This window comes from Lacipirellula sp. (genome assembly GCF_965279485.1).
GTDB lineage: Bacteria > Planctomycetota > Planctomycetia > Pirellulales > Lacipirellulaceae > Lacipirellula.
The window spans coordinates 3,082,899-3,095,077 of the sequence record NZ_CBDIIC010000002.1 but is presented as its reverse complement, the minus strand read 5'-3'; the positions used below and the strand labels follow the sequence as shown (position 1 = coordinate 3,095,077).

The 12,179-nt window shown below is 62.1% G+C and carries 7 protein-coding genes; 2 read left to right on the top strand and 5 right to left on the bottom strand.

Features of this window, described 5'->3' with window-relative positions:
* Positions 1 to 131: 131 nt before the first annotated feature.
* Entirely contained in the window at positions 132 to 374 is a 243-nt protein-coding gene (locus ACQY7R_RS20040) for a hypothetical protein (protein ID WP_428307326.1), read from the top strand.
* 56 nt (positions 375 to 430) lie between these two features.
* Here the strand turns inward: ACQY7R_RS20040 and ACQY7R_RS20035 are convergent, their stop codons facing one another.
* Positions 431 to 1,303, bottom strand: coding sequence for an alkaline phosphatase family protein (locus ACQY7R_RS20035; RefSeq protein WP_428307325.1), 873 nt, complete (start codon positions 1,301 to 1,303; stop codon positions 431 to 433).
* Between the two features lie 395 nt (positions 1,304 to 1,698).
* Between ACQY7R_RS20035 and ACQY7R_RS20030 the strand changes: the two genes are divergently transcribed.
* Positions 1,699 to 5,025 (top strand): PVC-type heme-binding CxxCH protein, encoded by a 3,327-nt coding sequence (locus tag ACQY7R_RS20030; RefSeq protein ID WP_428307324.1) that lies wholly within the window; start codon positions 1,699 to 1,701, stop codon positions 5,023 to 5,025.
* Positions 5,026 to 5,124: 99 nt separating this feature from the next.
* On the opposite strand, the gene ACQY7R_RS20025 is transcribed toward ACQY7R_RS20030, so the two are convergent.
* The 4 genes from ACQY7R_RS20025 to ACQY7R_RS20010 all read right to left on the bottom strand — a co-directional run bounded on the left by ACQY7R_RS20025 (position 5,125) and on the right by ACQY7R_RS20010 (position 11,728).
* On the bottom strand, positions 5,125 to 6,882 hold the full coding sequence (locus ACQY7R_RS20025) for a family 16 glycoside hydrolase (RefSeq protein ID WP_428307323.1): 1,758 nt from the start codon (positions 6,880 to 6,882) through the stop codon (positions 5,125 to 5,127).
* 108 nt (positions 6,883 to 6,990) lie between these two features.
* The gene (locus ACQY7R_RS20020) at positions 6,991 to 8,244 is read right to left on the bottom strand and encodes an NAD(P)/FAD-dependent oxidoreductase (RefSeq protein ID WP_428307322.1); all 1,254 of its coding nucleotides are present in this window, start codon (positions 8,242 to 8,244) and stop codon (positions 6,991 to 6,993) included.
* Positions 8,234 to 9,829 (bottom strand): glycoside hydrolase family 25 protein, encoded by a 1,596-nt coding sequence (locus tag ACQY7R_RS20015; RefSeq protein ID WP_428307321.1) that lies wholly within the window; start codon positions 9,827 to 9,829, stop codon positions 8,234 to 8,236. Before ACQY7R_RS20015 ends, ACQY7R_RS20020 begins: the two co-directional genes overlap by 11 nt.
* A 225-nt stretch (positions 9,830 to 10,054) precedes the next feature.
* The gene (locus ACQY7R_RS20010; RefSeq protein ID WP_428307320.1) at positions 10,055 to 11,728 is read right to left on the bottom strand and encodes a DEAD/DEAH box helicase; all 1,674 of its coding nucleotides are present in this window, start codon (positions 11,726 to 11,728) and stop codon (positions 10,055 to 10,057) included.
* Positions 11,729 to 12,179: the final 451 nt, after the last annotated feature.

The following is a 12,179-nucleotide window of genomic DNA, read 5'->3' as shown; positions in this document are numbered from 1 at the left end:
TAAAGATCTATGGATGGAACGAAGAGTGGGCGCGACGACATGGTCTCAAACTCACGAACGAGTGACGCTTTCGTGTCAATTCGTGCGTTTCGTGGCTGAATCTCTCCGCATTTAATCACTTTCAGTAGTCCATGCTCCGCAAGCTCCACATCGCCGCGATTGCGCTCGTTCTCTTCTTCTTGTTCTCGGTCCCGCTCACCGTCTTCATTTATGGCTTCAGCATCGCACTCGGCGGCCTCGTCCTGCTCGCGCCGCTGATCATTCTGCAAGTCCTCACGCTGAAGGCCATGCTGCGCAGATTCCCATCCGTCGCGGCGACGATGAGCGCAGACGCCGAAGAGTTGAACCACGAAACACGCGAGAAGAAGGAATGATTTTACTGGCGCCTCTTAGCGTCAATCAGCGGGCTGTTCTTTACTCTCCCCGAAAGCTACTTCAACCCCACCGCTTCACCATCCAGCTTCCAAGCCGGATCGACCGCCACGCCAAGGTGCTTGAGCGCTGTCGGCACGAGGTCGACCTGCCCGCGTTCGCCGGCGATCTTGCCGCGATCGGCCGCGTCGCCGCTGACGACTAACCACGAGCACGCCACTTCGGGGTTATCGTGGCCGTTGCTATGGCCGGTGCCGCTGCCGCCGTGGTCGGTCGTCACTAGAATTAACCAATCCTCATCGGCGCGGGTCGGGCGCGATTCGATCCCTGCGAGCAACTCGCCAACATAGCCATCGACCCGTTCGATCGCCTTCACGTAAGTTGGCACCGAGGGATGAAACCCGTCGGCGTGCCCCGCACCGTCGACCTGGCCAAAGTAAACGACCGTCGCCGTCGGATCGGCTTCGCGCAAATGCTTGCTCGCCGCGGCGACGATCTCGACGTCGCTCAGTTGGTAGTTGTGATCCTCCCGCTCGGCGTCGAGCGTCTCGTCCGAATCGCTGAGGATCTTCTTCGCGATCGGGCTCCAGTCGGAGAAGGACGCCGTCGCCGCGTCAGGCTTTACTTGCTTCAGCCGCTTGAAGAAGTGAGGGTACTCTTCGTAGTTCGGCGCCGTGAATTCGTTGTCCATCACGCGATGCTTGTCGGACCAGACGCCGCATAGGATGTTCGACCAGCCGGGTCCGCTGATCGTATCGGCCTCGCGATACCGCGCCGGAAAGATCCGCGTCGGTTGGGCGACGGCGCCCGCTTCCATGAGTGCGTCGAGGTGCGGAGTCTCGGCCCGCTGGAGGGCGTCGAATCGGCAACCGTCGATGCCAATGACGAGCACTTTCTTCGTCGGCTCCACGGCGTCAGCGGCGGAGGCCATTGCGAAAATCGCTACGCAGATTGCAAATGAAGCCACGCCGAATCGCCGACGCAGAGAACGAGTAAGCATGAGAGTGTCCTCTTGAGAGAAGTCGCGGCGCTATTCGCACAACGCCGGATGGGCCCCATATCTTACAAGATTTCCGCCGGTGTTTTGCGGATTCTTTGCCAGCTTTTCGCGGCCAATCGCGATCAACGAAGCTGGCGACCTCTAGCACCCACAACGCTCTTCAGGAAAACTGGCAACTCCTTTCAGGAAATGCATTCTCCCGGGGCAAAAGGCTCCCGACCCCTTCCGCTGCTCGACTATAATGAGATGGCGTCTCCTGGGACGCCGTGGCTTCTGATCTCTTTCCGCCCTTGATGACGGCGGCTCACACGCGACGGAGTTTCGACGTGCGTAGTCTCGCAAGCATTCGCTTCCTCGGTCTGTTTCTGTTGGCTCTCGGCTTCATGGCGACGGCCAACCGCGTCCTCGCCGCAGACGCTCCTCAACCGCAGCTTGAGTTGAAGCCGCACGATCGCATCGCCCTCGTCGGCAACGGCCTCGCCGAGCGGATGCGGCTCTACGGAAATTTCGAGGCGCTGCTCCACACGCGGTTCCCCGAGTACGAACTCGTCGTCCGCAACTTCGGCTGGCCGGCGGACGAAGTCGGCAATCAACAGCGCTCGAACGACTACACGGCGATCGACGATCCGCTGCAGGAGTTCAGCCCGAACGTGATTATCGCGTTCTTCGGCTTCAACGAATCATTCGCCGGCGAAGCGGGCTTGCCGAAGTTCAAAGAAAATCTAGCAGCGTGGGTGAAGCGGACGCGCGACGAATTTACCAAAGATGGCGTGGCGCCGCGGATCGTGCTGGTGTCGCCGATTGCCTATGAAGCGACCGGCAATCCGCTGATGCCGAATGGGAAAGAGGAGAATGCGAATCTTTCTCTGTACACGGAGGCGATGAAGAGTTTTGCGGAAGCGGAGAAGCTTCCGTTTGTTAATCTCTTTGATTGGCCTAAGAAGCAACCAGCTAAAAAAGTCGAAGTTGATTCCACAGCGGTTCGGTCGTCTGATTCCGATCCCCTGAATGCAAAACTGACCACTGACGGAGTTCATTTAAATCGCTTGGGCGACTTTATCATCTCTCAGGTGTTGTATAGCCAACTTTTCGGCGCTTTGCAAAACACAGCGAAGCTCACTTCCGAACAGCGGCAAGCACTACGCGACGCCATTATCGACCTCCAATGGCACCACCAGCAAGACTACCGCATGGTCAACGGCTGGTACGTCTACGGCAGCCGTTCAAAGCCGCTCGACGTCGAAACGTTCCCCGCCGAGTATGCAAAGATTCGCAAGATGTGCGCGCAGCGCGATGAAGTGATTTGGGCGATCGCTCAAGGCAAAACGCCGCCGGTTCCCGACGACGTGAACCCCGTCCTCGCGATCCCGCCGACCGCCTTCGGCACGAAGCCCTATTCCGAACCGGCTGACCTGCGTATCCTCACGCCCGACGAAGCGCTCAAGGCCATGAAGGTTCCCGACGGATACGAAATCCAAACCTTCGCGTCGGAAGAGGACTTCCCCGATCTCGCCAAGCCGGTGCAGATGGCCTTCGACAATAAGGGCCGTCTGTGGGCCGCGTGCATGCCGAGCTACCCGCAGTGGAAGCCGGGCGATCCGAAGCCGAACGACAAGCTGATCATCTTCGAAGACACCGACGGCGACGGCAAGGCCGACAAGTCGACGGTCTTCGCCGACGGCTTGCACGTGCCGGTCGGGTTCGAGTTTTGGAACGGCGGCGTGCTCGTCGTCAATCAACCGAAGCTGATGTTCCTCAAAGATACCGACGGCGACGACAAAGCCGACGTCCGCGAGGTGGTGCTCGACGGTTTTGCCACCGACGACACGCACCACGCGATCAGTGCGTTTGAATGGACTCCCGACGGCCGGCTCATCATGCTCGAGGGGATCTCGATGAGCGGCACGGTCGAAACCGCGTACGGCCCAGTTCGCAACAAAGACAAATCGTCCGGCTACGCCCTCGACCCCCGCAATTGGAAGCTGGAAAAGTACATCTATCCATGCCTCGTGAACGCGTGGTGCTTCAGCCACAACGATTGGGGTCAGCCGTTCCTCGGCGACGGCACCGGCGCCAACCAGCACTGGGCGACGCCACTCACCGTCGCCCCTAGCGAACAGCGCGGCAACAACGAACAGTTCATCGCCTACGACGGTCCGACGATGCGGCCGGCGCTCGGCAACGGCTTTTTGTTTAGCCGTCACTTCCCCGACTCGGAGCAGGGGAACTTCTTCTATGCCTGCGTGATCAACATGAACGGCATTCTGCAGTTCAAGGTTGAGGATAACGGCTCGGGTTACAAAGGAAGCCGCGTCGAAGATCTGGTGACCTCGACCGACCGCAACTTCCGCCCCGGCGACCCGCAGATTGGTCCCGATGGCGGCCTCTACTTCATCGATTGGCACAATCCGCTCATCGGCCACATGCAGTACTCGCAGCGCGATCCGAATCGCGACCATACGCATGGCCGCATCTACCGCCTCACGGCGAAGGGTCGGCCGCTGGTGACGCCGGTCACCCAAGCCGGGAAAAGCGTGCCGGAACTCTTGGAACAACTTCGCGAGTACGAGCCCGCGACGCGGTACCGCGTGCAGCGCGAACTTCGCGATCGGCCTAAGGACGAAGTCGTCGCGGCGGTGCAGGAGTGGGTCGCGAAGATCGACCCGAACGATCCGCTGCACGATCGGCTCATCACTGAGGCGATGTGGGCGCTTGCCGGGCAGCATGCGTTCGATGCGAAGCTGTTTCAGCAAGTCGCCGCGGCGAAGGATTTTAATGCTCGCGCGGCAGCGGCGCATACGATCGCCGACCAACGCGATCTCTACATCGGGTCGCTCGACACGTTGGCGAAACTGGCGAACGACCCCCACCCGCGGGTGCGGCTCGAAGCGGTTCGCGGGTTGAGCTACTTCCCCGTGCCGACGGCCGTCAAACTTGCGCTCGGCGTGCTCAAGCATCCAATGGATGCCGAGTTGACGTTCACGCTGGAGAGCGCTTTAGGTTCGCTACGGCCCGTGTGGGAACCGGCCCTCGCCGGGAATGCACCGTGGTCGATTGACGATCCGGCCGAGTCGGCGTTCCTCGTTCGCGTTGCTTCAGGCAACGACAAGGGGCGTGAAGTGACCTCGCTCGTCAACTCGATTATCGAACGCTACGACAGCGAAGGCCACCGGACCACGGTGATGTCGCGGCTCAACGCCCTCGACGGCAACGCGGGCGAAGGCGCGAAGGTCTTCAAGCGGGCCTGCGCCGCCTGCCATCGCGTCGGCGCCGAGGGGGCCGACTTCGGCCCGAACCTGAGCGACGTCGGCAAGCGGCTGCGGCTCGACGAGATCCTCGAATCGGTGCTGTTCCCCAACAAGAAAATCGACCCGAAGTACCGCGCGACCAACATCCTCACGGTCGACGGCAAAGCCGTCTCGGGGCTCGTCATCGCTGAGGACGACAAAGAACTGACGCTGGTCGTCGGCCAGGGCACGGTGGAGAAGGTGCCGAAGGAAGACATCGACATTCGCGAAGAACTCGAAGTCTCCAGCATGCCGGAGAAACTGCATGAAGGCATGAGCGGCGTCGAGTTCCTCGATCTACTTGAGTTCCTTGCCGCGCAACAAACTCCGCCTGCTCCCGCGGCAACGACGACTGGCGGAGAGTGAGGATAGCACCGCTGATGAACGCTGATGGGGACGCTAATAATTCATTCAAGAATTTATTAGCGCGTGATCAGCGTCTGTTAGCGGTCAACGCATTTGCCTCTACAGGCTCAGCGTGAACTGCTGGTCCTCGGCCACTTTGCACCGTTTCGTCGACGGGCTGAAGCTACGAACCTTGATCGTCTTGCCGTCGGGCAAGAACTCGATCAGCCGCATGAAGCCTTCGCCCCCTTCGGCGCGGTTCTGATAGTTGGCCAGCATTTGATGGACCATGTTCCCCGCGTCGCCGGGGGTCGACGTGCGGCCGGCGCCATCTTCGAGAACGTGGCCGTTGAGCGTCATGATGAAGCCGGGGTGCTTCTTCACGAGCTTGTCCCACAGCTCTTGGCCGTCGTTGACGCCGCCCGGCAGCTTCGCCTGGGCATAAGCGTGCGGATTCCACGTTTGCTTGTCGCCGCGCGTCTTCCAGTCGTACCGCGTGTCGTCGTAGTACATGTAGGCATGCGTGAGCAGAATCACTTGGTGATCGGGATGCTCGCTGACGATCTTGTCGGCCCAGGCCACGGCCTCGTCGCGCGGCCCCCATTCGAGGGCGAGAATGAGATACTTCTTGCCGTTCGCTTCGAACGTGTGGTAGCTGTTCTCCAGCTTGCCCGCTTCCATGACGCCGCCGAAGCCGGGAACCTTCGCCAACTCCTCGACGGAGAAATAGTCGTTAAGCATCGTCGTGCGATCGGCCGACGAGCCGTTCTTGCCGTAGTCGTGATTGCCGGGCGCCAGGGCGTAGGGGACCTTGCCGTCGAGCCGGCCCATCGCCGCCTTCGCCACTTCCCACTGCTTCGGCACGTTATTGTTCGTGATGTCCCCTTCGTGGAGGACGTACTTGATGTTGAGCCGCTCGGCGTTGTCGGCGATCCACTGCGTTTGGTTGTGGAAGTGCTTGTTCCACTCGGGCCGCATCGCGTAGATCTGCGTGTCGGGAAGAGCGACGATCATGAACGAGCCCGGTTCGGTGAGCTCGACCGGATCGCACGGTTCCTGCGGATCGTTCTTGGCGCCCGTCTCGGCCGGTAGCGATTTGAGCTCCACTTTGCGGAACTCGACGGGGTGGCTTTCCGACTGCAGCGCGATCGTACCGCCGGTGATGATCTTCGCTGCGCCGGCGGCGAGCAACTTCTTGGCGTCTTCGTCCTGCGGATCAAGCTGCGGCTCGGTGTACTCGAGCACCGTCTTGCCGTTGATCTTGTGGCGGATCAGCTTGCCGGCGTGGACTTCGATCTCGGCGGTCACCCATTGGTCGCCGTGGAAGGTATCGCTCGTGCTGTTGGTGCAGTGGGGCGTGTGGAGCTTGCCGTCGAGCACGACGTTCGTGCCGGGCGTGCAGAGGTTGCCTGTTTGGCGGGGGTTCTTGCCGTCGCCGCCGAGGAACTGCACCTCGATCGACACGGGGAACTCCTGGTCCTTCGTCATTCCCTTCGGATCTTGCCCATGGATCATCACGCCGCTGTTGCGGGTCGCCCAGCCGGGACCGCCATTCGCTTGCTCGCCGACGAAGCGGTACTCGATGCGGAGGATGTAGTTCGAGAACGGCTCCTTGTAGAACAGGTGGCCATAGCGACCGCGGAAGGGACCTTCGTACTTGTCGTAGGCGGTCTTGATGACGCCGTTCTCGACGCGGAACGTATCGGCGTAGTTGTCGCCGAGCTCGTGCCCACGAATCTTCGGCGTCCAGCCGGTGAGATCTTTGCCGTTGAAGAGTTGGATCCAACCGTCGCCCTCCGCTGCGAAGCCGAGGCGAGACGCGGCGAGAGTGAGTGCCGGGGTCAGGGCGCTGGCGGCGAGGAACTGGCGGCGATCCATGGATGTGCTCGCAGGGTGATGCAGAAAAGTCTCAAAGCCGAAGAGGCTTATTTTAGTTTGACGCCAAGCGCCGTCGCCAGCCCCGAAACTGCGCAGCAATCGGGTGCTTTACGCCTTCTCGCCCGCGAGAAAGCCGGTGCTGAACGCTGACTGAAAATTAAACCCGCCGATGCGGCCGTCGAGATCGAGAATCTCGCCGGCGAAAAACAGGTTCGGTGCGAGCTTGCTTTCCATTGTCCGCGAGTCGACTTCGTCGAGCGAGACGCCGCCGGCGGTGACTTCGGCCTTCTTGAAACCGAGCGTGCCGCTGATGGGGATGGCGGTCCGTTTCAATCCTTCGACGAGCGCCAAGCGTTCATTACGCGAGAGCTCGGCGGCGCGGCGATCGTGCGGGACGCGAGCGCGGGTCATCAGCGCCTCGGCCAAGCGGCGTGGCGCGAGTTCCGCGATGATGTTGAGCACGCCCTTCTTGCCGGAGTGCGCGGCTTCGGTAGCGAGGCGGTCGAGGATTTCTTGCTCTTTCACCGTGGGAACGAAGTCGCAGATCGCTTTCCACAGGCCGGCTTGAGGACGTTCCGTAATCGCGCGGCTGACGTCCATCGGCGCGGGGCCGGAAAGGCCAAAGTGCGTGAACAAGAACGAAGCGCGGCGGGACATGCACGGCTTCTCGTCGCCAGGCGCGACTTGCACCATCACATCGGGCACGGTCACGCCGCTTAGTTCTTGTACCCAGCGTTCGTTCGACGTCAGCGGCACGAGCGCGGGCCGCGGCGGGATGATCTTGTGGCCGAACGTCTTCGCCCACGCGTAGCCCTCGCCGATGGTGCCGCAGCCGGGATACGACTGGCCGCCGACGGTGATGATCAGCCGCTCGGCGTGGATGCCACCGTCGTCGGTGAACAGGCGATAGCCGTCGCCTTCGCGGGCGATCTCCAGCACTGGCGTCGCGAGTCGCAACTCAGCGCCGCTGCGATCGAGCATCCGCCGTAGCGCCAGCAACACGTCGAGCGCGCGATCGCTAGCCGGGAAGACCTTGCCGGTCTCTTCGACTTTGGTCGCAACGCCTTCTGCTTCGAACATCCACACCAGTTCGTCCGGCCCAAGCGCCGCGAGCGCCGAGTGGAGGAACGGCCCGCCGGCGCCGAAACCCGCGACGATGCCGCGGGCGTCGGTCGAATGAGTGAGGTTGCAGCGGGTGCCGCCCGACATGAGGATCTTCACGCCGGGCTTCGTGTTCTTCTCGAGCAGCAGCGTGCGGCGGCCCCGTTCGGCGGCGCGCGTCGCCGCCATCAGCCCTGCCGCTCCGGCGCCGATAACGACCACTTCGAACGATTCGTCCATGCCGAGCAGCTTACCCGGCATGGCGTCGACGACGCCACCCGCAGAACGCGGCGACGCCGAGCAGCGTCACCGTGGTTGGTTCAGGAACGGCCGCAGCGGCAGGGACGGCGTTGACGGCCGTTTGATTGCTTTGCCAAACGAGGAAGTCGGCGCCATTGGTGACGCCGTCGTTATTCGCATCGCCCGCCGCCGTGACGCCGAACGCCGTCTTCCAAACATCGAGGTCGCGGCTATCGACGAGCCAATCGTGATTGAAATCGCCGGCAATTGGCACCAAGCTTCCATTGGGATTCTGCGCGATCGTATCCATGTAAAACGTCGACGCCGCGTTGCCCGAGAAGAGGATCGAGTCGATCGTCGCCGTGGCGCCGGTGATGGCGCCGTTCGAGCCTGAAAGCCACGTGTTCCACTGAGCGTCGTCGTCGAAGTTCCATTCGTACAGATGCCACTGATTATCGGATACGATAGCCTTCGAGATGCTGCGCTCCGTGCCGTCGGAATCGTCGATTGCGAGTTGGACCGACATGCCGGTGCTGGCGGTCTTCAGCCAGAAGCCGATCGAGCCGGTGGTTTCGAGTTTCAGATTCGCCGCCGGCGTCGCGGGCGAAGCGTTGCTGCCGAGGCCGGGTAAAAACCGCATCAGCCACGTCGAGGCGCTCGGGGTGACGGTGAGCCGCTGCGAACCGGTCCCTTCGTGCGCTTGGTTCGTGACCCGCTCCGCGGTCGCCGAGGCGATGCCGGTGTTTGAGCCGGAGTAAGTCGGCGATTGCCCGAAGTAGCCTTCCTGGTCACCGCCGTCGAAGTCGGTGATCAGCATCCGTCCGCCGGGCAAGCCGCCAAGCTGACCATGGCCGCTGAGCTTCGCTTCCAGTTGAGCGCGGTTGCCGTTGAACAAGTCGCCGTCGACGCCTCCCTCGATGCCGTTGACCGTCCAGGCGTCGGTCCACTGCCAGAAGTCCCACGCACCCCATGTCGGCGTGTCGGCGGCCGTCGGCGGGTTGGCCGTGCCGGTCGTCTTCCACCACGCGAGCCAGAGATCGTTCTGGTTCGACACGGCGGTGGTGAAATAGCTGTTGGCCTTCGAGAGACTCGTGTAGACCATCGGCTTCACGCCGAGCGAGTTGTAAATCGTGTCGGAGAACTGCTTCGTCCAAACGGAGGTGTAGTTCTTCGCTTGAGCCGTCGACGCGAAGTCTGGGAAGCCTTCAACGTCGGCTACGGGCGGCAGCATTTGGCCGGCGTCGTAGTAGGGTTTGATGACGCTGAGGTAATGATTGGCTTCGGCCGTGGCGTCGGCGATCGCATCAGCGTTCGATAGCGAACCGTAGTTCGTATCGAGGTTGCAATAGTGGTACGTCCCGACGAGGACGCCGGCCTTCGTCGCTTCGCGCATGTTTGCGAGGAACAGCGGGTCGTTGTAGGTCTCGCCGCGACTGGCGCGGACGACGGCGAACTCGACGCCGGCGCTGCGGACCGCATTCCAGTCAATCGCATCCTGAAACAGCGAAACGTCGATGCCTGGGACGTATGGCTGCGCGCCGCCGCGCTGTTGGCAACAACACGCAGCGAAGACCGTCAGCAAAATAAGTTGCAACGAGCGATGCATCGCGAGAACCGCCTTGAGTGTCAGGCGACCACCTTCGCCAGAGAGGGCATCGGCGGCTATGCGGGCCGCGACACTCTCCTTAGTGTAAACGCCAAGCGCGACGTTAGCGCTTTCTAGACAGCAGCATGCGCTGCGAATTGCTGGGGAATTTCCCAGCAATTCGCTGTTCAGCGCAGTACACCAATACGCTTCGCGCAATCCTTGCGATTACAAAAGCTCCTCGGCTTACAGCTTCGAAGTCACCTTCTTGCGGCGCTTGGGGCGACGACCGCTGCCGGTGGCCGGCGGCTTGTTATTGGCGGGCGCTGGACCGTCGAGCATGATCGGCGCGCTGTCGGCGGGGCGACCATCGGTGCGGCGCTTCGGAGGCCGAGCCGCCGGTGGGCGACCGCCAGTGGTCGGCCGACGTCGGCCGCCGCCGGTGGCGGGACGACCTCCGCCATTTCCACCACCGTTACCGCTGCCATTGCCGCCCGTGTTGCCGACGGGCGCCGTCGAACCGTTCGAGCTAAACCGGCGACGATTGCCGCCGCCGCCAGGACCGCCCGGTCCGCCGCGACGACCCCGTTGACCGCCACGCTGTTGACGTGGCTCGTCGACTGGGGCCGGGGGAGCGGTGAACGTGAGGTCTTCGTGACCGACGCCGACTTCGATGCGGCGACGCGTCAACTTCTCGATGCCGCGGAAGTAACGAATCTCTTCTGCCGAGCAGAACGAGATCGCTGAACCGGTGGCGCCGGCGCGAGCCGTGCGACCGATGCGGTGGACGTAGGTTTCCGGGGTTTCCGGGATGTCGTAATTAATGACGTGCGACACTTCTTTGATATCGAGACCGCGAGCGGCGATGTCGGTCGCCACCAACACCGGCGGACGGTTCGACTTGAATTGCTGCAGCGTCCGTTCGCGGAAGTTCTGGCTCTTGTTGCCGTGGATCGCAGCGGCGTTGATCTTGCTCTTGCAGAGGTACTTCACAATCTTGTCGGCCCCGTGCTTGGTGCGCGAGAAGACGATCGTGCGGCTGTTCGCCGTGTTCTGCAGCCACTGCTCGAGGAGGCGAATCTTGCCATCCTTCGAGACGAAGTAAACCGTTTGGTCGACCTTCTCGGCCGGCGTCGCGACCGGAGCGGTTTGCACGCTCACCGGGAACTCGAGCCATTCGTGAGCGAGTTCGCGAATCGCTTGCGGCATCGTCGCCGAGAACATCAGCGTTTGACGCTGCTTCGGCACCTTCGAGATGATCCGCTTCAGGTCGGGGATGAATCCCATGTCGAGCATTTGATCGGCTTCGTCGAGAATGAGAATCTCGATCTTGCTGAGATCAACGTGTCCTTGGTTCATCAGGTCGAGCAAGCGGCCAGGCGTGGCGATGATCACGTCGGAACCGTGCTGCAGGGCCTTCACTTGCGGGCCCTGACCGACGCCGCCGTAGATCACGGCATGACGCAGCGCGGTGTGCTTGCCGTAGACGGCGAAGCTGGCCGCGATTTGCGACACGAGTTCGCGCGTCGGGGCTAGTACCAAAGCGCGCGTCTTGCGGCGAGCTTGCGGACGGCGTGAAGTTTGGTGGCGACCGGCGCGGCGATCGGCCCGATTGCCTTGGCGGCGATCGTCCTGCGGTTCAGCCGGAGCTTCGGCCGCTTCGGGTTGGCCGGTCGGTTGACCGTTGGCCTTCGCCGTGGCGTCGCGTTCCGCTTGCAGCGACACGAGGATGCGGTGAATGGTTGGCAGGGCGAACGCCGCCGTCTTGCCGGTGCCGGTTTGGGCGCAACCGATCAGGTCGCGGCCCTCGAGGATCGGCGGGATCGCTTCGGCCTGGATCGGCGTCGTGATCTCGTAACCCTTGTCGGCGACGGCGCGAAGCAGCGCTGGGCCGAGGTTGAGTGAATCGAACTTAATCATTCTCAAATTCATTTCTGCCCGCGGACGCGAGCGTTGACCCCGCGCAGGTTGTGCGCAGAGTTTGACTGGATACCGCGGCCGCACTCGCCAAAGAACGAGGGCCGCGACGGTTGATTGCTAACGTGCGGGGAACACGAGAATCGGTCTGGTGAGAGACTGATATTCGACCGCGTCTTTGCAGCAACAAATGCTGCGAGACATGGTCCGCGTGGTGCACGCAATTGCCACGAGGGGCAAGAAAATCAGTCGTGGTCGAAGGCAGGAATCCGCTGGCGAGGGGCCTTTCCGCATGGGAAAGGCTCGCCGCTGGACCGCGACAACGAAATCGAATGATCCGGCGACGCCAAGGAGGCTGGTGGCCGGTCTCGCACCTGAGGTACGAAGCAAGAATACCACTTTGGAGGGGGAAGTCAATGCCGGGTGGGGGCGCGATTGCGAGGTGTCTCCTCCG

Coding starts and splice junctions, on each gene's coding strand:
- ACQY7R_RS20040 (WP_428307326.1), top strand. CDS start 132: ATGCTCCGCAAGCTCCACATCGCCGCGATTGCGCTCGTTCTCTTCTTC.
- ACQY7R_RS20035 (WP_428307325.1), bottom strand. CDS start 1,303: ATGGCCTCCGCCGCTGACGCCGTGGAGCCGACGAAGAAAGTGCTCGTC.
- ACQY7R_RS20025 (WP_428307323.1), bottom strand. CDS start 6,882: ATGGATCGCCGCCAGTTCCTCGCCGCCAGCGCCCTGACCCCGGCACTC.
- ACQY7R_RS20020 (WP_428307322.1), bottom strand. CDS start 8,244: ATGCCGGGTAAGCTGCTCGGCATGGACGAATCGTTCGAAGTGGTCGTT.
- ACQY7R_RS20015 (WP_428307321.1), bottom strand. CDS start 9,829: ATGCATCGCTCGTTGCAACTTATTTTGCTGACGGTCTTCGCTGCGTGT.
- ACQY7R_RS20010 (WP_428307320.1), bottom strand. CDS start 11,728: ATGATTAAGTTCGATTCACTCAACCTCGGCCCAGCGCTGCTTCGCGCC.